The 23,636-nt window shown below is 40.6% G+C and carries 23 protein-coding genes; 4 read left to right on the top strand and 19 right to left on the bottom strand.

The window, feature by feature from the left end; genetic code table 11:
- Window positions 1–411 precede the first annotated feature (411 nt).
- From ACIFOT_RS00485 to ACIFOT_RS00470, 4 genes are all read right to left on the bottom strand, one after another.
- The gene (locus ACIFOT_RS00485; protein WP_430060549.1) at window positions 412–2,187 is read right to left on the bottom strand and encodes an aminopeptidase P family protein; all 1,776 of its coding nucleotides are present in this window, start codon (window positions 2,185–2,187) and stop codon (window positions 412–414) included.
- The gene (gene eutH, locus ACIFOT_RS00480) at window positions 2,171–3,292 is read right to left on the bottom strand and encodes an ethanolamine utilization protein EutH (protein WP_430060546.1); all 1,122 of its coding nucleotides are present in this window, start codon (window positions 3,290–3,292) and stop codon (window positions 2,171–2,173) included. The genes ACIFOT_RS00485 and eutH overlap by 17 nt, the downstream gene beginning before the upstream one ends.
- A 40-nt stretch (window positions 3,293–3,332) precedes the next feature.
- On the bottom strand, window positions 3,333–3,914 hold the full coding sequence (locus ACIFOT_RS00475; protein WP_430060544.1) for a helix-turn-helix domain-containing protein: 582 nt from the start codon (window positions 3,912–3,914) through the stop codon (window positions 3,333–3,335).
- A 288-nt stretch (window positions 3,915–4,202) separates the two neighbouring features.
- The gene (locus ACIFOT_RS00470) at window positions 4,203–5,033 is read right to left on the bottom strand and encodes a MerR family transcriptional regulator (protein ID WP_430060541.1); all 831 of its coding nucleotides are present in this window, start codon (window positions 5,031–5,033) and stop codon (window positions 4,203–4,205) included.
- A gap of 282 nt (window positions 5,034–5,315) precedes the next feature.
- Here ACIFOT_RS00470 and ACIFOT_RS00465 point away from each other — a divergent pair, with 282 nt between their 5' ends.
- The 4 genes from ACIFOT_RS00465 to ACIFOT_RS00450 all read left to right on the top strand — a co-directional run bounded on the left by ACIFOT_RS00465 (window position 5,316) and on the right by ACIFOT_RS00450 (window position 9,592).
- Complete coding sequence (locus tag ACIFOT_RS00465) at window positions 5,316–6,704, top strand: APC family permease (protein ID WP_430060538.1); 1,389 nt, start codon at window positions 5,316–5,318, stop codon at window positions 6,702–6,704.
- Window positions 6,705–6,786: 82 nt separating this feature from the next.
- Window positions 6,787–7,626, top strand: coding sequence for an ATP-binding cassette domain-containing protein (locus tag ACIFOT_RS00460; RefSeq protein ID WP_430060535.1), 840 nt, complete (start codon window positions 6,787–6,789; stop codon window positions 7,624–7,626).
- A 1-nt stretch (window position 7,627) separates the two neighbouring features.
- The gene (locus ACIFOT_RS00455; protein WP_430060532.1) at window positions 7,628–8,371 is read left to right on the top strand and encodes a hypothetical protein; all 744 of its coding nucleotides are present in this window, start codon (window positions 7,628–7,630) and stop codon (window positions 8,369–8,371) included.
- 42 nt (window positions 8,372–8,413) lie between these two features.
- On the top strand, window positions 8,414–9,592 hold the full coding sequence (locus tag ACIFOT_RS00450; RefSeq protein WP_430060529.1) for an agmatinase family protein: 1,179 nt from the start codon (window positions 8,414–8,416) through the stop codon (window positions 9,590–9,592).
- 164 nt (window positions 9,593–9,756) lie between these two features.
- Here ACIFOT_RS00450 and eat read toward each other — a convergent pair whose 3' ends face one another.
- The 15 genes from eat to ACIFOT_RS00375 all read right to left on the bottom strand — a co-directional run bounded on the left by eat (window position 9,757) and on the right by ACIFOT_RS00375 (window position 23,455).
- The gene (gene eat / locus ACIFOT_RS00445; protein ID WP_430060526.1) at window positions 9,757–11,157 is read right to left on the bottom strand and encodes an ethanolamine permease; all 1,401 of its coding nucleotides are present in this window, start codon (window positions 11,155–11,157) and stop codon (window positions 9,757–9,759) included.
- Window positions 11,158–11,296: 139 nt separating this feature from the next.
- The gene (gene mdh, locus ACIFOT_RS00440) at window positions 11,297–12,241 is read right to left on the bottom strand and encodes a malate dehydrogenase (RefSeq protein WP_430060523.1); all 945 of its coding nucleotides are present in this window, start codon (window positions 12,239–12,241) and stop codon (window positions 11,297–11,299) included.
- Window positions 12,242–12,266: 25 nt separating this feature from the next.
- On the bottom strand, window positions 12,267–12,620 hold the full coding sequence (locus ACIFOT_RS00435) for a BMC domain-containing protein (RefSeq protein WP_430060520.1): 354 nt from the start codon (window positions 12,618–12,620) through the stop codon (window positions 12,267–12,269).
- A 3-nt stretch (window positions 12,621–12,623) separates the two neighbouring features.
- On the bottom strand, window positions 12,624–12,899 hold the full coding sequence (locus ACIFOT_RS00430; RefSeq protein WP_430060517.1) for a EutN/CcmL family microcompartment protein: 276 nt from the start codon (window positions 12,897–12,899) through the stop codon (window positions 12,624–12,626).
- Window positions 12,900–12,916: 17 nt separating this feature from the next.
- The gene (locus ACIFOT_RS00425) at window positions 12,917–13,771 is read right to left on the bottom strand and encodes a phosphate propanoyltransferase (protein ID WP_430060515.1); all 855 of its coding nucleotides are present in this window, start codon (window positions 13,769–13,771) and stop codon (window positions 12,917–12,919) included.
- Window positions 13,772–13,790: 19 nt separating this feature from the next.
- The gene (locus ACIFOT_RS00420; protein WP_144555092.1) at window positions 13,791–14,084 is read right to left on the bottom strand and encodes a BMC domain-containing protein; all 294 of its coding nucleotides are present in this window, start codon (window positions 14,082–14,084) and stop codon (window positions 13,791–13,793) included.
- Window positions 14,085–14,099: 15 nt separating this feature from the next.
- Entirely contained in the window at window positions 14,100–15,623 is a 1,524-nt protein-coding gene (locus ACIFOT_RS00415; RefSeq protein WP_430060512.1) for an aldehyde dehydrogenase family protein, read from the bottom strand.
- A gap of 218 nt (window positions 15,624–15,841) precedes the next feature.
- Complete coding sequence (gene eutL, locus ACIFOT_RS00410; RefSeq protein WP_430060509.1) at window positions 15,842–16,495, bottom strand: ethanolamine utilization microcompartment protein EutL; 654 nt, start codon at window positions 16,493–16,495, stop codon at window positions 15,842–15,844.
- A 15-nt stretch (window positions 16,496–16,510) separates the two neighbouring features.
- On the bottom strand, window positions 16,511–17,482 hold the full coding sequence (gene eutC / locus ACIFOT_RS00405) for an ethanolamine ammonia-lyase subunit EutC (RefSeq protein ID WP_430060506.1): 972 nt from the start codon (window positions 17,480–17,482) through the stop codon (window positions 16,511–16,513).
- 12 nt (window positions 17,483–17,494) lie between these two features.
- Entirely contained in the window at window positions 17,495–18,859 is a 1,365-nt protein-coding gene (locus ACIFOT_RS00400; protein WP_430060503.1) for an ethanolamine ammonia-lyase subunit EutB, read from the bottom strand.
- A gap of 17 nt (window positions 18,860–18,876) precedes the next feature.
- The gene (locus tag ACIFOT_RS00395; RefSeq protein WP_430060501.1) at window positions 18,877–20,322 is read right to left on the bottom strand and encodes an ethanolamine ammonia-lyase reactivating factor EutA; all 1,446 of its coding nucleotides are present in this window, start codon (window positions 20,320–20,322) and stop codon (window positions 18,877–18,879) included.
- 137 nt (window positions 20,323–20,459) lie between these two features.
- Complete coding sequence (locus tag ACIFOT_RS00390) at window positions 20,460–20,960, bottom strand: EutP/PduV family microcompartment system protein (RefSeq protein WP_430060498.1); 501 nt, start codon at window positions 20,958–20,960, stop codon at window positions 20,460–20,462.
- Between the two features lie 40 nt (window positions 20,961–21,000).
- Window positions 21,001–21,342: an ethanolamine utilization microcompartment protein EutS gene (gene eutS, locus ACIFOT_RS00385; RefSeq protein ID WP_430060495.1), complete on the bottom strand. Its 342-nt coding sequence runs from the start codon at window positions 21,340–21,342 to the stop codon at window positions 21,001–21,003.
- A 103-nt stretch (window positions 21,343–21,445) separates the two neighbouring features.
- Window positions 21,446–22,018, bottom strand: a complete 573-nt coding sequence (locus ACIFOT_RS00380) for an ANTAR domain-containing response regulator (protein ID WP_430060492.1) — start codon at window positions 22,016–22,018, stop codon at window positions 21,446–21,448.
- 3 nt (window positions 22,019–22,021) lie between these two features.
- Window positions 22,022–23,455 carry a histidine kinase N-terminal domain-containing protein gene (locus ACIFOT_RS00375; protein ID WP_430060489.1) on the bottom strand — a complete coding sequence of 478 codons (1,434 nt, stop codon included), beginning with the start codon at window positions 23,453–23,455 and terminating at the stop codon, window positions 22,022–22,024.
- Window positions 23,456–23,636: the final 181 nt, after the last annotated feature.

Below are 23,636 nucleotides of genomic sequence, written 5' to 3'. Positions count from 1 at the left end.
GAAATTTTTGATGTTTTTTCTCTTAACAAAAACTATCTAGGTTTTTTAGCCCTCCTCTATCAAAAAAATTATCCATACCATGCAAACGGTTACACAACAGGATAAATAAATTATAGGAAAATTCGGACATATTTTGATTGTGTAATTTTTATTTTTTTTTGTGATATTTTTAGAAGTATGGGGTTTATTTTCATATCCCAGTTTTAATAATATATATCCAGTGATTTTCAGAATTTTATTCAATTAAATGGCCCATAAAAAAAGACACGCCTTTTTATATGCGTGCCTAGAATTTTTTCTATTTTCGAATCGCTTCTTTTTCTCTGAAATCAATGATTAGATCTGCATAAAGGTTGGTGAATTTCACTGTTTTTTAAGGCGCAAAATATTACTTGTATTCTGCAAACCTATTTATATTTCCCGAGTCTCTTCCCTTAGCCACACTTTCTCTTCTTCATTTAAATAAGGAGCTAGCTTTGTGTATACCTCTTGATGATAACTGTTTAACCATTGCTTTTCACTCTCTGTTAACATATCTTTATTGATACCGGCTAAATCGATAGGGCAATACGTGATTGCTTCAAACTTCATAAATTGACCAAACTCGGTTTTCTCGTCTTCAACTACTACCATCATATTTTCAATTCTAATTCCATATTTACCTTCAAGGTATATTCCTGGTTCATTCGTAATAATCATGCCTTTTTCTAATACAACATGATTATTATTCCTTATGCTTTGTGGTCCTTCATGAACATTCAAGAAAAAACCTACCCCATGTCCTGTCCCGCATTTATAGTCTAAACCATACTGCCAAATTGGTTGTCTTGCTAAAACATCTAAGTTAGAGCCTGTTGCTCCGTATAAATATTTTACTGAGCTTAATGCAATAAATCCTTTTAACACCAATGTAAAATCTCTTTTTTGTTCATCGGTAAGTTTTCCTAATACAATCGTTCGTGTAATATCTGTTGTTCCATCAAAATACTGTCCGCCTGAATCAATTAAAAAGAGACCTTCATTCTTAAGAGTATATTGCGTTTCTTTATTGGCTTTATAATGCATCATAGCAGCATGTTCTTTATAACCTGCTATCGTATCAAAGCTGGGTCCAACAAATCCTTCCTGCTCTCTTCTGAAATCTTCTAATCTTTCTTCTGCAGCAATCTCTGTAATTTCTTCTTTATCTACAAAGTTTTTTAGCATTTTTATAAATTTCACCATGGCCAAACCATCTTTTATTGCACACCATTTTAAATTTTTTGTCTCAACTTCATTTTTAATAGCTTTTAAATTAGTCGTGATGTTAGGGCTTTCAATTTTCTTTGTACTACTGTTAATAGCATTATATAATCTGATATTTGTTTTATCCGCATCTAAAATAATGGCATCTTCGATTGAAAGATTTTCCAAGAATGTTTGTATTTCATGATCCGCATGTAACTCGATTCCGTCCGCCTCAAGTTCTAATTTAGCCAAAGAGGTAACCTTGCTAGAATCAATAAATAAATAACATTTATGTTCACCTACGATGACATTAGCGATTACAACTGGATTGTTAGGCACATCAGCCCCTCTTATATTCAAAAGCCATGCAATGTCATCAAGGGAAGTTAAAATATAATAATTTGCTCCATTATTTTTCATTTCTTCTCTTACTTCATTTAATTTTTTTACTCGTGATTTGCATGCATATTTTACGTCATGAGTAAAAATGGGTCCTTTAGGAATCTCCGGTCTATCTTTCCACAGATCACCAATTAAATCTTGATTCATTTTTAATGCGATTCTCTTTGCTTTTAGATCTTTTTCCATTTTTTTAACCATATTAATTGAAAAAACATTTCCATCAAAGCCCACAATGCTTCCTTCTTTAAGAACATCTGCGAGCCATTCTGTATAAAATGGTACCCCTGGATCCACCATTCTAAATAATCTGGTTCCTGAGTTCTCAAGCTGCTTTTCAGCTTGAATATAGTATCTGCCATCTGTCCATAACCCAGCATCCTCTAATGTAATAACTACAGTACCTGCAGACCCTGTAAAACCCGATATCCATTGTCTACCTTTCCAATGGTCTGCTACATATTCACTCTGATGTGCATCAAAACTGGGAATTATATAAGCATCCATTTGATTTTCTTTCATTAGCTGCCTTAACTTTTCGACCCTATCCCTGATATTCATTACAATTACCTCCATTTTCCTTATGACTAGATTGTTTACTTTCACGATCATACAGCCATACGGCTAGTACTATACTAATTATTCCGGCTGTAAGCTTTGATATGATAAACGCTCCTAACATTTCTGGAGCTACTCCTGACACAAATCCAAATTGACCACCAAATACAAATGCTCCACTTACTCCAAAGGCAGTACATACCACTTTTCCTTTAGGATTCATTTCCTTATATGTTCCAAATATCAACAGATTACTAGCCAAATTTCCTAGAATCCCCGCTACTGAAACTGAATTAATTCCAAATTTCTCCCCTATTTCTTTAAAACTATTTTGAAAAATTCGATTAATAAGTGCGAGCATAGGATAGGCTCCACCTAATACAAATGCGATCTTGCCTACTATAACAGTAGATTCAGATAGTGGTGCTAATCCTGAGACAAGCGTTACACCAAATATCACATCTATACCTTGTAAAAGTAATCCAACAGTACTCAAACTGATTATAATCTTTCCAAATACATTAAAAACTTTTATAAAAACATGAGGAGCTTTTAATAATCCTGCCCCTAAAATAATGGCAAAAACAAATATAGGTACCAGATTCCATACTAATATGCCGATATTTATTTTTTGCCATAAGCCTGCTGCAAGACATCCTATAGGTATAGTAATAATTCCAACTAGCACACCCTTAGAAAAATATTTTTCATCCTCTTTAGAAAGCATCCCTAACGCGACGGGTATTGAAAAACTAATTGTGGCTCCTAAAGTAGATGCGATGATAATTCCTGAGAATGCCCCCATTTCCTTTGTCAAAGCTAGCTTATCAGCCATTTGATAGCCCCCCATATCTACAGCTAAAAATGCTGCAGGAACGATAGAAGGATCTAGATGAAAAACTCTACAGATTGGAATAATCTCAGCGGATAAAAAATTTGTAAATATAGGGGCTAAAGAAAGTATTCCTATCATGCCAAGCCCTAAAGCCCCCATGGTCTTTATGCCTTCCTCAAATTTCTCACCAAGTTTCAAATGATTTCCGGTAATATAATCAATAGCTCCGATTACAAAAAAAGAACCTATTAGATATAATACAAATTTATCCATTGTTATTATCTCTTTCTATTAACTTTATTTAATATCTTTACTAAACAGTATCTGTCGTATAAAACTCCCTATTGTAGATATAATTAGGAGTATTAACAGTTATGAGCTTGACCTTTTTGTTAGTGTAATTAGCCCAATTGTGGGCAATATTTGAGTCATAATGAACACTGTCACCAGGATACACTTCATGCCTCTCGCCATTTATGTAAACTGTTAATATACCCTCTAAAACATAAATAAACTCTTCTCCCCCATGCTTATAGGATAATATTTCTTCATCTTTCTTTTGAGGAAGAATTTCTATAAGTCTTGGAACAAGTTGTTTATTTTCCAGATTTGTACTTAAACTATACTTAATAAAACCACCTTCTACGGAATCCATTATTTCTTGTTCATAACTTCTTAAAACCATATCTTTTCTTTTACGTGGAAAATCAAAAAAATGTGTTAAATGTACTTCCAAAATATCAGCTAGTTTTTCAAGTGAATCAACTGCTATAGTAGTAAGCCCCCTTTCTAATTGAGACAGAAAGCCAACAGATAGTTCGCTTTTTTCACTTAACTCTTTCAAAGTAATTCCTTTTTCAGTCCTCAATTTCTTTATTTCTATTCCTATATTCAAAAACTCACCCACCCAATTTCATAATTGTGAATATTATATTTTACATCAGCGTAACATGCAATATATTATGAAATATTTTCATGAATATGAAATTCGTTTAATTAACGTTTTCATATATTCTCTCCAGAACAGTCCGTTAGAATTACACAATCTGGCACAAAAAAAAGACGCTTGATCTATTAGATCAAGGCGCCAAGATTGTTAAATAATAAAGTTGTCATTCCAGCAACGTTTGCGCCAAAACACTCTAATCTAAATAATTATATAACTTTCATAGACACAGAAATTTCAAGCTTTTTGAATCGGGACTTGTATTTCAAACATGACTTCATTTGGATTATCCGTTACCGTAATATCCACATGCATGATTTGAAGTGCATCACCCGTGATCCGGTAACCCTTTTCGTCCAGATATGCACATATTTTATTCAAACTTTTACTCCGATTCCTTAACAACTCCCCATTATAACGGATACATGCAAATAACCCTTCGGGAATTATTTTCAGGTACTTTTCTGGAATTTGTTCATTGTTTTTGGCTACGACAAAAATAACAGAGGGATCCTTAAATCGTCGGTCATTAATGTCAGCTTCCTTAATAATGATGCCCAAGCGATTACTAGCAAGTATTGGAGCCTTCTCGGTAAGCAAGGTCTCTAACCTTATAATACTGTAACAAAGTTCCAAATTCGTATTGATATGTTCATTTAACGTAAATAACTTTCGGCTTTTTATTTCACGAACGGTAATCTCTTGAAAAGACTCTTCACTTAAAACACTGTCCAAATACGCTATTTTTTCTTGAATATTTTCCTCAAGCTCAGATAATTCTTTTAGTTTCGAAACAAGTTCGATATGTTTAGCTTTCAGAATGTCCCTCGATTTTTTAAAATTTCGCTGATTGAAATACTGTTTAATTTCCTCGGTACTCATTCCGATTTGACGAAGCTCTTTGATCGTCCCGAGTATCTCGTACTGAAAAATAGAATAATATCTGTAACCAGTTTGAGAATCAACATATTTAGGTTTAAATAAATCAATCCGATCGTAATGACGCAAGGTCTCTGTCGTCACCCCTCGTAACTTGGCCATTTCACTGATTGTTAACCTTTCTTTCAAAAAACCCCACCCCTTAAAGAAAAAAAAGATATAAAAAATGCCATAACAAAACCTATTGACCTTTGTGTAACACAAAGCTTTACCATAATGATACATTAAGTTCAGATTTATCTGAATAGTAAATTTAAAGGAGGTGAAATTTGGTAGATTTGTTTTCCTATTAGAATACGAATCCTATCGAAAAGATATTATGTTCATCCAACCAAGGAAAGAAGAGAAGAAACATGATTACGGGCAAACGCCCAAACAGAATTAAGCGAGTATAGCGAGGGAGGAATGAATTTGACTGAAAAAGCAACTCTTAGAAGATCCCTTACATTGTTACAAGTTGTTTTTTTAGGTTTAGCCTGGAATAACCCAATGGTATTTTTTAATACTTATGGAATTGCAGCTGAAACTTCAAAGGGCGTACTTGCGGGTGCGTATGTTATTGCGTTTATGGCCATTCTCTTTACAGCAGTTAGTTATGGAAAGATGGCAAAGGCACATCCAATCGCTGGCTCGGCGTACACCTATACTCAAAGGTCGATGAATTCTGAAACCGGTTTCATGGTTGGGTGGACCATTTTGTTGGATTATCTGTTGACGCCGATGATTACCTGCCTGATGTCCGCTGTTTTTTTAAGCGCAGAATTTCCAAGCATTCCGTTTTCTTTTTGGATTATTATCCTAAATATCGGTATAACCATCATCAGTTTAATCGGGATCAACTTCTCCGCAAATACAAGCAAAATTTTTGTTATCGCTCAAGTCCTTTTTATTGTTGTTTTTGCCATCTTAACGATCAAAAGCGTCTTGGGTGGCATGGGTGCAGGTACACTTGTATCCGATCATCCCTTCGTTAACTCAAATGTTTCAGTCTCTGTCATCTTTGCCGGGGCATCACTTCTCTGCTTTAGTTTTCTAGGTTTCGATTCCGTCACAACATTGTCGGAAGAAACCATTAATCCGGAGAAAACGATTCCAAAAGCAATCTTTTTGATGATGCTTATCATGGGTATTATTTACATCGGTTCATCCTATTTGGCACAGATTGTCTTTCCAGGATTTCATTTCAAAAACACTGATTCTGCAGCACTCGAACTTGTCAAAATGATCGGTGGAAACTTATTTAGCTCTTTATTCATTACTGTCATGATTATCGGGAACTTTACTTCGGGTGTTTCGTCCGTTACGAGTGTTTCACGCGTGTTGTATGTAATGGGCCGTGATTCGGTTTTACCGAAAAAAATATTCGGCTATATTCATCCACGATTTAGAACGCCCTCCACTAGTATTATAGTTGTTAGTTTCATTTCCTTATTAGGAATTGTACTAAGCCTAGATACAGCGATTACGTTTATTAATTTCGGAGCCCTGATTGCGTTCACCTTTGTAAATCTTTCAGTCATTGCCCACTATTATGTAAGGAATCATAAGCGTTCTTTCGCTGAAACCATTCATTATCTTATTTTTCCGCTTATTGGTGCAGGATTCATCATGTGGCTATGGTCCTATTTGAATATTCATGCACTCATTTTAGGAATCAGCTGGATGGCAATCGGATTTATCTATCTGCTTTTCTTGACAAAATTCTTCCGTCAGCGGCTTCGAAAGTTACATTTTGATGATGTGAACGATGAGTACCTGTTAATAGAAAGTCAGGAGAAAAGTATTTCTGCTGATTCATAGTTTGGGGTTTAGTAGTTAATGAGACATTTAGTATTACAAATAAGTAAAGGATCTTTTCCTATATAGGATGGTGTTACCTAGAATGTATGCATTGGAGTTTCATAATCTATCCTATGTTTTTCCCAATGGCGACAGAGGCCTTTCGGATATTTCCGGAGCAGTGCCATTTAATAGTAAAGTAGTGGTTCTTGGTAGTAGCGGCTCTGGAAAAACAACACTTGCTAATCAATTAAGTGGTGTATTACTCCTTAAGAGCGGTTCCATTCGAATATTTGGTGAAGAAACTCTATCAAAGCCAAAAAAATACATCCGAGAACGTATCGGATTTGTAGAACAAGATTTACGCTCATCCCTTTTTATTCGAACTGTCTGGGAGTATGTAACCGCTGGAATCGACAATAAATCACTGCCTAAAGCAGAGAAAATTAAATTGGCAGAGACGGCTCTAGGAATGGTTGGCATGCTTGAGTCGAAGTATCAAACCATAAGTTATTTAAACAAGAGTCAAAAAAAAAGAATAGGTATTGCTAGAGCACTTGTTACTCAAGCTGATGTTTTGGTTTTAGATGAACCGATTAGCGGCTTGGACCCTGAAGGTTATCGGAGCATATACGCTCTTTTAGAAGGATTACACATTATTGGAAAAACTGTTATCGTTCTGACTCATGATGTCGATTTTGCAGCTAACTGGGCGGATCATCTGTTTGTACTAAGTGAAGGCCGTCTGTTAGCGGAAGGGTCACCCTCTTTGGTTCTTGATGAAAAACTAATGGAAAAAGCGCGCTTACGATTGCCGATGCTGTCACTTCCCTTTATAAACCTTCCTAGACACAAATTTCGTACAATACCTCGAACAGTCGATGAAGCTATAACAATACTTAGAGAATTTGCCCAAAATGAACATTTTACAGGGAGGTTTTAAAGTGGATAATGCAATCTTTGGCCTTATATTACTTTCCGTATTCTTGGGATTACGGCATGGGATTGATTGGGACCACATCGCGGCCATCACAGATTTGGTAGGTGGTGAGAAAGAACAGAAGAAGGGATTTATTTTGGCCTTTTGGTACGCAATGGGTCATGAAGTCGTCATTATTGTGCTTGGCGGAATGGCGGTACTGTTCGGAAGCACACTCCCCTCTTGGGTTGATAACGTGATGGAACCGGTTGTTGGAGTAACACTTATTATTTTGGCCTCTTTTTTATTGCTTTCTCTTTATAAAAACAGCCAAGAAATCATCATGGTTAGTAGATGGAGAATCCTATTTACAGGTTTTTATAATTTGTTTGCCCTACTTACTGGTCGTTATTTCAAGAAATACCGAGGTTTTGATTCCAGCATCAATATCAATGTTTCCCGTACCGGTTCTTTCGCCATTGGAATCGCTCACGGTATTGGCGCTGAAACTCCTACCCAATTGATGCTGTTTACCGCTGCTTCGAGCGTCGGTCATTTGGATCATGGGATCATCGTTGTTCTAGCGTTTGTCGTCGGTTTGTTGACTTCTCATACCCTGTTGGCCCTGGCTTGTTTTTTCGGGTTTACACGCATTTTCAAGAATAAAATAGCCTTTCGAACCTTCGCGTTTGCTACAGCGATTTACAGTTTGGGCATGGGAATCCTCTATGTCTTTGGTGAATCTTCATTTCTTCCGGCTATTTTTTAACCGGATGTAAATAATTTAATACTTTACTAGGAGGAATATAAAATGGGATTTTTTGATAATCATGGACTTAAATACAAACCGAGCACAGGATTGGACTCTGAAACCAAAAACGATCTTTTAGGTGTCATTGCCGCCCAAAAAGAAAAGGAAGTTCCAAGAGTGAAAGCAGAGGAAGAAATCAAACGAGGACTAGAATTTGGATTGGAAGCTGCTGAATCCATTGGAGATAGAACGATTTCATGTTTTTCTAGAGGATCTTTACCACCCTATTCCGGCATTAATACTTTTCTCAAAGTCCCTTATTTAGAAGATGTTCGTGAAGTTGGAAAATATGACGTGGCCTTTATGGGAGTTCCTTTCGATATTGGAACCACTTACCGCTCTGGAACCAGATTTGGCCCGCAGGCGATTCGCCGCATTTCTAGTTTATTTACTTCCTTCTCTTTTGAATTAGGTGTTGATTTAAAAGAGTCACTAGATATGGTGGATATCGGTGATGTATTTACCATCGCCAATATTGAAAAAAGCTTTGATCAAATTACAAAAGCCGTATCACATGTATTTTCTTCGGGAACCATGCCCATCATTTTTGGTGGAGATCACGCTATCGGTTATCCGTGTTTGCGTGCCATTGCCGAAAATGTTGATGGGAACGTTGGAATCATCCATTTAGATCGCCATGTCGACATGGGTGAAAAGGATATGGATGAAAGAATGCATGGTACACCTTGGTTCCATGCCACTAATATTCCGAATGCTCCGGCATCAAATCTCGTACAAGTGGGTCAAGGTGGATGGATTAGCCCACGTGAAGGCTATTCCAATGCTGGAAAAAGAAATACTACTATTTTAACCATGACAGATGTGGAAACGATGGGTATTGAGAAAGCAGCTGAAATTGCTTTGGAAACGGCCTGGAAGAATGCAAAAGCCGTGTATTTAAGTTTCGATATCGATAGTCTCGATCCTGGTTTTGCTCCTGGAACGGGTACACCTGAACCAGGCGGTTTCCTGCCACGCGAAGCATTGAAATTTTTACAGCTTGTCGCTAAGGAAGGCGTGTGCGCGATGGAAGTTGTTGAAGTATCACCTCCATATGATGTCAGTGACAAAACCTCACTGCTGGCAGCCCGAGCTGTTTTGGATGTCTTGGGTACAATGGTGGCAAATGGGAAAATAGGTAAAAGAAATTTATATTCTGAAAAAACCATCCTGCGATGATAGAATGAAAAATTTCTCTAAACCCTATTTTATATAAAAGCTAAAATAACCTTAGCCCTATAGAGTTCAGGGCTAAGGTAGCTTAAATAGTGCACCTTTTTATATACTTACTGCTTGACGGGGGTAGGACTCCACCTCAATGGAACATCTTTTTCTATTGAACGTTATCCTATTTGCTCCTCTGTCCCTATTTCTGAAGTCACATCCTCAATGGAAACAAACTCCTCCGACATTGGACGAAGTTTCTTGGATCCTACTAAGAAATAGTAGACAATCGCCACACCAAAAATAGTCAGAATCACACCCGCCAAAGGCAGCTGCACTCCAAACAATGGAAGAGTTGTCGTTAACACGCTGTATTTTACCACGCAGAAGAAAGAGAAAACGCCCAATACTAATGCAATAGCCGGTACCACAGGATAGGTCACCTTAAATGGTCTTTCCAAATTCGGCTCTTTTTTCCGCAGCACAAACAATGAAACCATACTTAAGCAGTACATCGTAATCGCACCAAAAACGGATAGGATAATCAACGCATTTGCAAAGTTTGCTGAGCCTGCTGCGATTACTCCAATCGCTCCAGGAACAATCAAGCCCCAATGCGGCACTCCGCGTTTTGAAAGGTTAGACAAAAACTTAGGCAGGTATCCTGCACGAGCTAGGGCAAACGTTTGACGGGAATAACCAATAATAATACCATGTAAGCTGGCAATTAAACCAAATAAACCGATAATGGCAACTGATTTTGGAATAAAGCTGCCCTCTCCATAAATACTTGCCAATGCCTGTGGAAGTGGATAATCCGCCGGTTTACCGGTACCTCCGCCAAGTCCTGCCGTTACGACTAAGGTTAAAATCGTTGCCACACCAAGCGTTAAAATCCCGGAAATAAAGCCTTTTGGAATATCCTTCTTCGGATCGCGCACCTCTTCTGCTGCCATCGCTCCCCCCTCAATCGCAAGGAAGAACCAAATGGCAAATGGAATCGCTGCCAAAACACCGGTCCAGCCATGACTAAAAGCCATATCATTAAAGATATTGGATGATTGAACATGAGGTAAACCGGCCACATAATAAATCGCGAGACCGATTAGTGCCAATACCGTTGCCACTAACTCAATGACAGCGGCACCTTTTACACCGATAAGGTTGACCAAAATAAATAAAATAAACATTCCGACCGTTGCATAAACGGCATTAATACTTGGGATTAAGAAATTGATATACGCTCCAACAGAAACCGCAATCGCTGGAGGGGCAAAAACGAATTCCAGTAAACAGGCTAAACCGGTTATAAAGCCCATAAACGGCCCCATTGCCTTTCGGGCATAGGCAGACGGCCCGCCGGCATGAGGGATGGAAGTTGAAAGCTCTGAATAACTAAAGATAAAGGTCGTATAAAAGACAATAATAATCAGTGCGGCAATGCCGAGGCCGATGGTGCCGCCTGATTCAAAACCATAGTTCCAGCCAAAATATTGGCCGGATATAACCATCCCTACGGCAATACCCCAGAGATGGATTGGTTTAAGCGCTTTCTGTAAATGGTTGTTTCCCTGCTCCATAAACCCTTCCCCTTTCATAGTAAATCTTCTGGAAATATTAAACGAAAACAATATCCCCCTACAAGACTATTTCCAAAACTAGTAGTTACTAGTTTAATATAGAATTGTAGAAGGACTCACAGGTTATATTATCCAAATATTATAGTGTCTTCAATATCGACATGACATTGCGAACAGATTGGGCTGATTGATCCAGGGCTGTTTTTTCTTCAGGGGTTAACGCAATTTCAATGACCGTTTCAATCCCATCGCCGCCAAGGATCGTTGGAACACCTAGATATAAATCCTGATAGCCATATTCCCCTTCCAGATAGGCAATACATGGCAAGATTCGTTTTTTGTCCTTTAATATGGCTTCAGCCATTTGGACCATCGAAGCTGCCGGTGCGTAGTAGGCACTGCCTTGACCTAGCAAACTGACAATCTCGCCGCCGCCTTTACGCGTTCTTTCCACAATCGCTTCAATTCGCTGAGGCGGGAGAATTTTATCAAGCGGGATTCCGCCGGCATAAGAGAATCGAACCAATGGGACCATATCGTCCCCATGCCCGCCAAGGACAAATCCCGAAATATCTTCCACTGACACATTCAATTCCTGTGCAACAAAAGTGTTGAAACGCGCAGTATCTAAGACACCGGACTGACCGATCACCCTATTTTTAGGAAACCCTGTTGTTTTAAAGCAAACATAGGTCATCGCATCAACGGGATTACTTAAGACGATAATGTAACTATTAGGCGCGTATTTTTTAATATTTTCCGAGACTTGCTCGATAATTTTTGCATTGGTAGAAACCAAATCATCCCTGCTCATCCCCGGTTTCCGCGGCAGCCCTGCCGTGATTAACACCAAATCAGCATCCTGTATATCCGCATAATCTGAGGTACCCGTTATATTTGCATTAAAGCCTTGGACAGGGCTTGCTTCCAGCATATCCAGTGCCTTCCCTTTGGTCGGATCGTTTTGAGACGGGATATCAAGTAGAACGACATCTCCTAATTCTTTTTGCGCAACCATCAGTGCTGCTGTTGCACCAGTAAACCCTGCACCAATCACGGCAATTTTTTTACGTTTGAAAGCCATGTTTCATCCTCCAATCTTTTAAAAATTATTCCGTTTGTGCTGGTGGCTCTTCTTGTTTTGCTCTTTGACCTCTTTTTGCAGGTTTTGGTTTCTCCTCGCCCTTTTTCGGCGCCTGTGCCAACATTTGCCCTACTCCCTCATCCGGACGCGGGATCACATGCGCGGTTACCAGCACCCCTACACTTTGAGCTGCATACTTGCCGGCATCGACCGCTGCCTGAACAGCCCCGACATCTCCTTCTACTAAAATCGAAACGAGTCCGGCATCTACTTTTTCTTTTTTAACTAAACGTACATCCGCTGCTTTGACCATTGCATCTGCCGCAACGATCGAGGCAATCAGCCCTCTTGTTTCAATCATTCCTAAGGCTTTTGACATCGTTTACGCACCTCCTTCTACATCAATCGAATCGATAATTCCGATAATGACAGCATCAATCGGCATTCTTTGGTCACCGATAATATTTGCCGCCGCACTTCCCGTTGTGACCATCACTTTATCTCCGACTCCGGCACCAATCCGATCCACCGCAATAAACGGTGAAAGGATTGGCGCCCCGGAAGGAAGCTCCGGCTGGACAAATAAATATTTAAATCCTGTTAGATTCTCTTCCTTCCTTGTCGCCCACACATTTCCAATCACCGTTCCTACTATCAAAAAATCATCCCCTTAAACTAATCCATAACCTGGATGGTTTTTTTCAACTCTCTTGCGGCATCCCGTGCCATTGGAGTCACAATTGTACCTTTTCGAACCGAAATCATTTCGTACTGCCATGCCTGCACATCTCTTTTGGTTAAGAGATTTTTTTGAAAATTTACTGCTTTTGGTTCTTTTTGTTCAGGTAATTCCTGATTGGTCACAGGCTGGGGTTTTACGAAAGGCTCCCCATCCTTGACAAGGAAACCTGCCTGACCGCTTGTAATGAAGCCGGCATTAGCTTCATCAGTATCGATATGCATCTCAAGCCGATATCTCGGTGAAACCCTAATTAGTACTTTTTCAAACGAAACCGGGCGTTCCCCTTCTGTTCGGATTCGTACATACTCGCCGTTTTCTACGGCAAAATATGCGGCATCCTCTGGGTGCATATGAATATGAGCCTGGGCAATGATCAGTCCTTCATTTTTAAAAATACTTCCTTTGGGCCCTACGAGAGTAATCGGTGCAGAACCAGCAATATTGCCCGATTCCCTTACGGGTGGATTCACCCCAAGCTTTACTGCGTCCGTTCTGCTGACTTCCACCTGTGTTAAAGAGCGGGCCGGACCAAGGATTCGCACTTTTTCAATGCTTCCTCTTGGTCCGACAATGACCACCGTTTCATTGGCCGCAAATTGACCGGGCTGAGACAAGTCCGCTTTTTTCGTTAACTCATACCCTTTTCCAAATAGCGTTTCTAAGTCAGTTTGACTTAAGTGGCAATGGCGGGCAGAGACAGCCATCGGGATTGTACTTTCTCTGGAGTTCTTTGTTAACAATTGCTGAATCACTTCTTCAACAACTGTTCGAATGGCTTGTTCATTCATCGAATTGGCTCCTTACTTCTTACACTTCTACTTCTAATTTTGGTAAAATGCTCTCCAATTCGTTGTGTGGACGTGGGATGACATGAACTGATAATAGTTCTCCAACACGTTCTGCTGCTGCCGCACCTGCTTCAGTTGCCGCTTTAACCGCACCTACATCTCCGCGGACAAGAACCGTTACAAGCCCGCCGCCAACATGTACTTTACCGACTAAATGTACGTTTGCTGCCTTTACCATTGCATCTGCCGCTTCCACGGATGCTACCAAACCTTTTGTTTCCACCATTCCTAATGCAGTTAATTCTCTAGCCATTGTAAATTCCTCCTATTAATTCATTTGATATTTTTTTAATACTTGATTGACCAATTCAGAAATTACCTGCGGATCTAGCTGGCCCGCTCCATTCACATTGCTTAATACCTGATTCACAATCTCATCTACATGGTTGCTGGCACCCCAATGTGGAGAAGTACTTTTGCTGGATGGTTTTGGAACGTCTACCTCTTTTGTTCCATAGGCCATTCTTTTGATATTGATTAAATGGCGGGCCGTTAGATTGTCTGAAGTAATATTACCGCCAAATGATCCACAGCCAAGTGTCAGCGAGGGCATCAATTCTGTTGTGGCTCCAACCGCACCAATGGATGAAAGAGTATTCACCATCAGTCGTGATACTGGCATGAATAGCGCAAATTCACGGGCAACCTTGTCATCATCGGTGTGAAGCGATAAGCTATGTCCCATCCCGCCTAAATGTAAGATTTTTACGCATAGCTCTTTTGCACGTTCATAGGTTTCAGCTGTATAAATCGGAAAGATCGGCGACAGTTTTTCAATGGAAAAAGGAACGTCCTTCCCTATCCGCGTTTCTTCCGCAATTAATATCGTTGTGTCGGCTGGAACGGAAATACCCGATAATTCCGCAATCTTGACAGCACTTTGACCAACAATTGCCGGATTCAGCTTTCCTGGCGATGGTGAAATCACCTTTTCTAAAAGTGATTTCTCCTGCTCATTTAAGAAATAGGCACCATTCTTTTTAAGCTCCCTTACGGCCATTTCTTTGACATTCTGGTCAACCACAATGGCTTGTTCCGTTGCACAAATCGTGCCGTTATCAAACGTTTTGCTTTGAACAATCATTTTGACCGCTTTTTCGACATTGGCCGTTTTTTCGATATAGACGGGCACGTTTCCAGGACCGACCCCATAGGCAGGCTTACCTGAACTGTAGGCAGCACGGACTAAATCTTTTCCGCCAGTTGCTAAAATCAAATCTATATCACGATGGCGCATTAATTCAGTGGTTGCTGCCATTGTTGGTTTTGAGATCCAGCCGATAATTCCGTCCGGCGCTCCCGCATCAACCGCTGCCTCCAAACAAATCTTTAAAGCGGCGACTGAACATTTCACTGCCCGTGGATGCGGACTAAAAACGATTCCATTTCTTGTTTTTAGTGCGATTAATGCTTTAAAAATCGCACTCGAAGTTGGATTTGTCGTGGGAATGATCCCGGCAATCACCCCAAAAGGTGTGGCGACTTCGACGATTTTCTTTGTTCGGTCCTCGTTAATGATTCCAACTGTCTTTTCGTTTTTAATAGATTCATAGACAGCAAGTGAACCGACGTCATTTTTCATTTTTTTATGTTCGACCACACCCATCCCGGTTTCTTCGACCGCCATCTGGGCTAATACAAGTGATTTGGCAGCCGCCGCTTCGGCAGCGCGTTTCACAATCATGTCGACTTGTTCTTGGGAAAACGCCAAGTACTTTTGCTGCGCTTCTTTCGCTTTCTGAACTGCATCCCGCATTTCTTGAATGGATTGTAGATCTAAATCAAATGGCAACAGGGACACTCCTTTCTTTCTTGTATTTTTACCACTTACTACCTATTTTTCGAAACTTTCGACATTTGCTGGATATTATTTGGAAACTATCCCAATCTCCATAAACTTACGACAAATTTCTGCTCATTTACTACCTATTTCCAGTCACTTACTACCTATTTTTCGAATCTTACGACATATGCTGGATATTATTTGGAAACTAGACAAATCTCCAATTACTAATACTGCCGTGGATTTCTCGCAATCTCGATAATCACATCACGAAAGGCATCAGCCGCAGCCTGACAAGCCGATTGCGAACCGGTTAAAAGCCCGCCGCCAAAGTTTGTTTCCGAAGGCGGACCAAAAAACTTAACGAGTTCAACATCCGCTGCCTTCAAAGCGGCATCGATTCCATAAACTGCTTCTAGCGGCGGGGCAATCAAATAGGCAAGCGCCTCACCTTGATTAATGCCGGCCTCTGCCGATAAATAGGAACCAGTTCTCGCCACCACATGGGCATACATTGCATGGCTTTTTTCCTCATTAATTGCCTCAAAATACGCTTCATTTTCTGCGGTTTGAATCACCGCATCAATCCCACTTTTCACTTCATCTGGACTCGGGCCGGCCAACACGCCGATCATCTCCCCCGACAATGGCCCTGAGGCATGCGCGGAACCTGCGTAGAAGGACTTTGCATAGACAACATCAACATCTGCGCGTTTCGTTGCTTCATCAAGAGCTGTATAGCCGACATCGTCAATCGTTGAGGTAAAAATCGCTAAACTCCGTTGATGGGGTTTTAACTGAAACTGAGCTGCTAAGGCAGGGTCAACGTTTGGAATAATCCGAACAGCCAAGATTTCTGCATGAATTCGTTCTAATGCCATTTTTTAACCCTCCCCTTATTGCTCTTTTTGTACCAGCGAAACACCGCTGGCTTCATATTTTAATATTTTTTGCACGACCGTTCCGATATAGGCGCCTGCCTCCACCGGTGGAATGCCTCCCTTATGGATATTGGAGATGACCATCCGGTCGGCCTCAATGGTGCCGTGGCGTGGTTCGTAACAGAGATACGCACTTAATGATTCCGCACTCACGAGACCTGGACGTTCACCAATCAAATAAACGATCACTTTCGGTTTCAGAAGCTCCCCAACATCGTCCATTGCCGCCACCCGGCCTTTTTCGATAAAAAATGGTGTTCCGACATCGAGCCCTAAGCTTTGAAGCGATTGATTAAGAGATAAATAAACATCCTCTAAATTTTCCTCGACCGCTTTCGAACTTAAGCCGTCAGAAACAATAATTTGAACCGTTGGAGACTTTTTACATTTTTGATCAATTAATTGCATTGCCTCATCAGAAAGCTTTCGGCCGAAGTCAGGGCGGCGGATATAAACCTCTTTGTCGGAAACCCTTGTATTAACTTTTAATAAGGATAAGCTTTCTAGAATTTTCGGGTCGACATCACCATAAACGGCATCGACTGCCGCCGCATGGTCAAAGCGAAACTTCAGCCAAGTGTCCGTTTTGGGCCTTAATCCCGCACGGCCGACGCCAATTCTTGCCGGTGTTTTGCTAATTAAAAGGTCCAGCTCTTCCTTATTAATCGGATTTTCAAGTCCGACAGGCGGCTTTGGTTCAAGAAGTATTTCTTTTTCATCGACTGATTCCGTACAGCCCGGACTTTGATTGCACTCTGATTCAACATGATTCGTCCGGTGGTTCCAAAATTTCACTTCCACTTTTGCCGATGTATCATGATTCGCCTGTTGCTTAATTTCTTCCACCGCCGCATTGCCAGCAGCGGTCTTTGTCTTCAATTTTTCAACTACCATTTTCGTGATTTGCTCCACTAACTCAGGATTCACTCCTTCCACCTCCTATCGTGAAAAAATCGTAGGGTCTCCTGCATATTTACTTAATTTCCCGTTTTCAAAAATCCCCATTTTCTCCAGCCATGCTTCAAATGATGGTGCCGGCCGTTTATTCAAGGTCTGCCTTAATGTTGCAACATCGTGATAACTTAAGCTCTGGTAATTGAGCATACAATCATCACCCATTGGCGCAGCAATAATAAAATTCACCCCGGCCGCCGAAAGCAGTACACTCAGATCTTCAATGTCATTCTGATCTGCTTTAATATGGTTCGTATAGCAAATATCAACGCCCATTGGAATGTCATGCATTTTTCCCATAAAATGATCTTCAAGACCGGCTCGAATTACTTGTTTGTTGTTGTACAAGTACTCTGGTCCGATAAAGCCGACTACTGTATTGACAATATACGGGTCATAGTAGCGGGCAAAGCCATAATTCCGGGATTCCAATGTCAATTGGTCGATATCATAATGAGCTTCGGCAGATAATTCCGAGCCTTGACCTGTCTCAAAATACAAACGTTGGGGACCCGTTCCTGTACCGTATACTTTCGCCATTTCATTGGCTTCCTCCAAGAGAGAAGCGGTAATTCCGAAAGAACGATTCGCCGCTTCGGTTCCGGCAATACTCTGGAAAATCATATCTGCCGGCGCCCCCTGCTGGACCGCTTTCATTTGAGCTGTCACATGGGCAAGCACACAGTTTTGCGTTGGAATTTCCCATTTTTGAATAAAGTCATGTGTCGCATGCAATAACCGTTTTACACTTTCAACGGAGTCATCTACCGGGTTTATTCCAATAACGGCATCTCCAATCCCATAGGCAAGGCCCTCTTTCATGGAGGCCATCATCCCTTCGACGTTATCCGTCGGATGGTTCGGCTGCAGCCTTGAGGCTAACACTCCTTTTTGACCAATCGTAATATTGCATTTGGTTAACACTTCAATTTTATTGGCGGCATGGACTAAATCGAGGTTGGACATGATCTTTGCCACCGCAGCAATCATTTCACTATTCAGACCTCGGCTGAGACGTTTCAAGTCTTCTCCGGTAGTTGTATCGTTCAGGATGTACTCGCGAAGCTCGGAAACAGACCAATTTTTAATCGATTGATAGATGGGTTCGTTGATCTGACTCTCGATAATCCTTGAAACCTCATCCTCTTCAGGGGATAGCAATGGATTTTCCCTAATATCTTGTAGTGTTAAATAGCTCAACACTTGTTTGGCTGCAATTCTTTCCTGAACCGTCTCAGCAGCGATCCCTGCTAAGCGGTCGCCGGATTTTTCTTCATTTGCTTTCGCAAATAAATCCTTTAGTGAGGAAAATTGATAGACGGTACCTAAATAGGTGGACTTTAATCTCATAAGAATGCCCCCTTTCGTCATTTCTGGAATGTTAATGTTTTTATGATGACAGGAACAACATCGGTTTCGAGCACTTGGCCTATATCCAAATAGTCCCCATTTTCAACTTTAATTTGATCAATACAAATGACGGATTTGACCGGTGACTTCCGCTTGAGTGTTTGCCCGAGAACTTTTGCATAATCCCGGTCAAGCACAACGACCAATGGCTGATTTTGATTCGGTTTTTGTTTCATTGCTTTGAGGATTGATTCGGCAAATTCCTCGATTTCACGGAATCTTAAGTAAGGCAGTTCTGAAAAATAAACTGCAAAATTCTGTCCCTCGCGCTGCGGGTCATAGAGATCGAGTGCTTCCTCAATCCGCTTGGATAATTGGTTTATTACCGTTTTAAAATCACCCTCAAATCGAATCCGGTATACCGGCAAGTTTTTCATCGGCAATTTACGTTGATCAGTTTCAATAGTTGCACCGCTGATTTCAGTCGTTTGCATTCCGGCGCCCAGCACTGTGGCCCGAACCGTTTCCTGCGGCTTTACCCAAGTCCACCAAGCAAGACTTGCGCTTTCCTTTAAGGAGGCCGCTAACATCAACCCGATATCATCGTATTTGGCCGACTGTACGGATCCAGTCTCATGCTGATAAATGCATTCACTTATCCCGCCTGAGAACATAATCTCCTCAATATCTTCTACCCAGTTAGGTTCATGCCCTAGCAGCAGCGTTAGATCCTCGTTTGTGAGTGCCTTTTTTAACATCCGCGCAATGACATCTGCCATAAAATCGGTTACTAGTTTAATCGCTGCTGGATTTTTGTCCTGCCCCTCCACCATCCTTGAATCCCATTTTCGCAGTAAATTCTTAACAGGCGGAGAAATACTCTGGATTTTATTATCGTTCAATTCAATTAATCTGCCGCCTACATGTAGCGTACAGGTTCCACAAAGTCTGCCAGATTTATAAACGGCCACATTGGCGGTACCCCCGCCGATATCGATATTGGCGATAACCTTCCCCGTATCTTTCGAATATTCGAAGGCACCAGATCCCTTAGCGGCAATAATTCCTTCTAAGTCAGGACCAGCTGTTGCAACTAGAAACTCCCCAGCCTGGTCAGACAACTGATGCAGCATGACTTCTGCATTTGACTTTGTGGCTGTTTCACCCGTAATAATTACTGCCCCCGTTTGAATATCCTTCGGCTCAATACCTGCTTTCTGATATTCCTTTCTGACAAGGTCTTCAATTTTTTCAATATCAATCGTGGTTGGTGAAAGCAGCGGTGTCCGGTAAATCGGGCTGCGATGGATGACCTGTTTGTCAATAATTTCAATTCGCGGAACATGTGCCCCGCCAGCCATATTCATTAACGTGAACCGGCTGATTACTAGTTTTGTAGTACTTGTGCCAATATCGATTCCCGCACTGATCATTTCTTCTTTTTGCGGGCCTTTGAAATTCATCTCAACTCCCCCAAAAATACAAAAAGCGCCCCTTGTAAACTATCCAAAATTAGATAGTTTAAAAGAGGCGCCATTGCCATTAAATTCATTTGTATTCATAATATAAATTATTTTCTGGATATTGTAAAGGTTTTCATTTAAAAAATAACAAATGGGGATGGATTTCCTTCCAGATACTGCTTCATTTCCTTTGTCGAACGGAAGTTTACCAGATTCCGGATCTCCTCTATTCCTTCATTTTTTAGGGAAGAGGTAATGACAATCGGACCTTTGGTTACGATTACCTTTTTTAACAAAGAAACGGCTAGTTCAACGTCAGCCTGGTCTGAATCACTTTTTGTGACGACCCCTATGGGAATTTTATTGATTCCGCTGCTAAATCCTGGCGGGAAAATCATTTTCTTCTTGGTCGCATCCTGTAAAAACAGGACATGGCTCACTTCTAATGCCGTTGCCATGATATTTTTATAGAAGAATGGGTTTTCACAATATTCTCCTGGAGTATCCACAATCCAATCATAGTAAATTAAGGACTGCGTTTTGACAGCAGGCACTTCCCGGCCAAGCAATACATTCGTTAACGTCGATTTTCCCGCCCCAATGGAACCAATCAGCATGGCTCGTTTCTTTTTCATCATCAGATTTCCTCCTTTCCCCGAAAAAATCTATTTTATGATTCTATGACTTGGTGATCTCGGCCGGGGTATATTTCAATGTAAACTGCAAAAAACGGTTAATTTCCCGCATCGCCATTTCCACCTCTGAAACATTGCCGACAATCACAAGACTTCCGGTAAACCGATCCAAAAATCCTAACTTGACATTAGCCGATTTGGTGGCTAAATCTCCGGCAATAATCACCGTCTCACTTGGGGTCAGCGTCAAAATCCCTAATGCCCCAGCCTCCAGGATCCCCAGTTTTTCAAACATATCCGGATCCGGATTGGCAATTATATGGCTTAAAGTAACCTGTTTCCCTGGGACAAACTCCTGTATAAACCGCTGTTTCTCTTCGTTCACGACAAACCCGCCTCTCAAATTAATAAAAAAATGCCTAATAGACTTTATTTTTATAAAAAATAAAACCTACTAAGCACCATTGCTTCATCTATTCACTTGTAAACTAACTTGGGTACTTCAAAATAATGTACTTTGCCACTTTTTCCATTGGCATTTGTTTTTTCATGCTGAGGTCCCTAATCTTATTGTAAGCTGTTTCTTCCGGTAAATTCAATTGTTTCATTAAAATTCCTTTTGCTTTTTCCACGAGCTTTCGGTTTTTTAGTTCCCGATTCATTTCTTCTACTTTTTCTTTGTAAAGGATAGCATTTTCAGCCTGCTTCAAAGCAATTTCAACCGCCGGAATCAAGTTGGCCTCCGAAATCGGCTTTACAAGATACCCTAAAATATTGGCCTTCTTCGCTTTTTCTATATATTCCTTTTGACTATAGGCCGTTAACAGCAAAATCGGTATATTGAATTTGTTGGAAATAATCTCACTGGCCTTTAAACCGTTTAGCTTCGGCATTTTAATATCCATGATCATTAAGTCGGGCTTAAGGCTGTAGGCCAATTCAATGGCTTTTTCGCCATCAGCGGCTTCCGCTACAACATCATAGCCCGCATCCTTTAACATGAGGGAAACATCCAATCGGACGATGGACTCATCTTCCACTACGATAATTCGCTTTTTCATTCCTTAAACCTCCCTCGCAAAAGGAAATTCGACGATTGCTTCCGTTCCTTCCCTTGTTCCTTCCATGGAAAAATGGCCCGTTAAATCGTGTTCAATCATCATTTTAACGATATCTAGTCCTAATGACGGCTTCATGGAAGGAGTATAGCCAATTCCGTTATCTTTTACGAGGACTCTTACTGTTGAAGCCTCTTCCTGGATGACTACATCAATTTGGCCCTCTGTCATCTCCGCAAATGCATGCTTCACACAATTTTGTATTAATTCATTTATTACTAGAGCAACGGAAACAGCTAGATTCGATTTAATAAAGATCTTTGGGCCCGAATAATCGATTGAAATCATTTTTCCTTCATGATCTTCACTAAAGACCAGCATATTCCCGATTTTTTCTATTAAACTAACAAGTTCTACATCATCCTGATTTTCAGAATTGGATAAGATGATTTCATAGACAGAAGCAATACTTAAAATTCGGTTAAGGCTCTTGATAAAATGAAACTTGCTTTCTTCGGGGACTCCTCTTCTCATCTGCAGCCGAAGAAGACTCGCTACCGTTTGCAAGTTATTTTTTACACGATGATGGATTTCCCGGATGGCCACGGTCTTTACGGTAAGCTCCCTCTCCTTTTCGCGCAGCTCTGTTAAGTCACGAAAAATGATAAATGATCCGCTATTTTTCTCATGCTGCACAAGAGCAATTTTTTTCATTTGAAAGACTTTATTTGGAATGATGATTTCTTGGACCACAAGTTCATCCGGCAGCCTGCATATTTCTGCAAGGTTAGGAAAATAGGAAGTAAAAAGATTGCCGTTTTTACATTCCTCCGAACACATTTCTAAAACAAGATTCATCGCAGCAGGATTTGAATATTGAATCCGTAAATCCTCGTCAATGATGAATAGAGCTTCCTCCATCACTTCTGGGATAAAAGTACGATTTTCAGCCATTCCTAATAAGAGTTCGCTAAGCGTCTCATTCGCTTCTGTTAGCGCTTTCAGTTTGTTTTGATTTTGGAGCTTATCACTGTTGTCTTTCTCCATGATCAATGCGCCAATCACCTGGTTATGGATTCCAACAATCGGAACAACGCTTTGTTCGACTTTTTTTCCTTCCTGGGTTAAGGCATGATTGAGAAAAAGCGGCTTACCTGTCCGAAACGCATAAAAAACAGCAGGCTCAAACGTTTCGTAGGCAAACTTCCCGACCACCGGATTTTTATAGACAGAACTGGCCGTTGCAGGTGCTGCTTCTGCCACCACAATAGCATGCTTTTTTTCTCTTGTTTGACAATCGACAAACACATTTGCTTGATTTAAATCGGCAATTAATTGCAGGTTTTGAACCACTTCTTGGATCTTTTGTATGTCTTGTCCCGATAGGTCTGTGTGAAGCTGACATAAAGTTACTACGGTGTTCATCTCAGTTTTAATCATGTCATAGCCCCAATCTTTTATCTTTAAATATATAAAAATATTTTATATATCATTTATCATAGTGTCAATCTTCTGTTTTTTTAAAAAATGGTTCATCTTGCCCGGTATTAATTGTTAAATAAAGTCATCAACCACTATACTCCACGCTAAAGAGGGGGTGCCGCTGCAACCCCAATTTTCA

This window comes from Neobacillus sp. NRS-1170 (assembly GCF_050468025.1).
This window is presented reverse-complemented; position numbering and strand designations above follow the sequence as displayed.

Excerpts from the sequence above, each read along its gene's own strand:
- ACIFOT_RS00485 (WP_430060549.1), bottom strand. The coding sequence starts at position 2,187 with ATGAATATCAGGGATAGGGTCGAAAAGTTAAGGCAGCTAATGAAAGAA.
- eutH (WP_430060546.1), bottom strand. The coding sequence starts at position 3,292 with ATGGATAAATTTGTATTATATCTAATAGGTTCTTTTTTTGTAATCGGA.
- ACIFOT_RS00460 (WP_430060535.1), top strand. The coding sequence starts at position 6,787 with ATGTATGCATTGGAGTTTCATAATCTATCCTATGTTTTTCCCAATGGC.
- ACIFOT_RS00450 (WP_430060529.1), top strand. The coding sequence starts at position 8,414 with ATGGGATTTTTTGATAATCATGGACTTAAATACAAACCGAGCACAGGA.
- eat (WP_430060526.1), bottom strand. The coding sequence starts at position 11,157 with ATGGAGCAGGGAAACAACCATTTACAGAAAGCGCTTAAACCAATCCAT.
- mdh (WP_430060523.1), bottom strand. The coding sequence starts at position 12,241 with ATGGCTTTCAAACGTAAAAAAATTGCCGTGATTGGTGCAGGGTTTACT.
- ACIFOT_RS00435 (WP_430060520.1), bottom strand. The coding sequence starts at position 12,620 with ATGTCAAAAGCCTTAGGAATGATTGAAACAAGAGGGCTGATTGCCTCG.
- ACIFOT_RS00425 (WP_430060515.1), bottom strand. The coding sequence starts at position 13,771 with ATGAATGAACAAGCCATTCGAACAGTTGTTGAAGAAGTGATTCAGCAA.
- ACIFOT_RS00420 (WP_144555092.1), bottom strand. The coding sequence starts at position 14,084 with ATGGCTAGAGAATTAACTGCATTAGGAATGGTGGAAACAAAAGGTTTG.
- eutL (WP_430060509.1), bottom strand. The coding sequence starts at position 16,495 with ATGGCATTAGAACGAATTCATGCAGAAATCTTGGCTGTTCGGATTATT.
- ACIFOT_RS00400 (WP_430060503.1), bottom strand. The coding sequence starts at position 18,859 with ATGAGATTAAAGTCCACCTATTTAGGTACCGTCTATCAATTTTCCTCA.
- ACIFOT_RS00395 (WP_430060501.1), bottom strand. The coding sequence starts at position 20,322 with ATGAATTTCAAAGGCCCGCAAAAAGAAGAAATGATCAGTGCGGGAATC.
- ACIFOT_RS00390 (WP_430060498.1), bottom strand. The coding sequence starts at position 20,960 with ATGATGAAAAAGAAACGAGCCATGCTGATTGGTTCCATTGGGGCGGGA.
- ACIFOT_RS00380 (WP_430060492.1), bottom strand. The coding sequence starts at position 22,018 with ATGAAAAAGCGAATTATCGTAGTGGAAGATGAGTCCATCGTCCGATTG.
- ACIFOT_RS00375 (WP_430060489.1), bottom strand. The coding sequence starts at position 23,455 with ATGATTAAAACTGAGATGAACACCGTAGTAACTTTATGTCAGCTTCAC.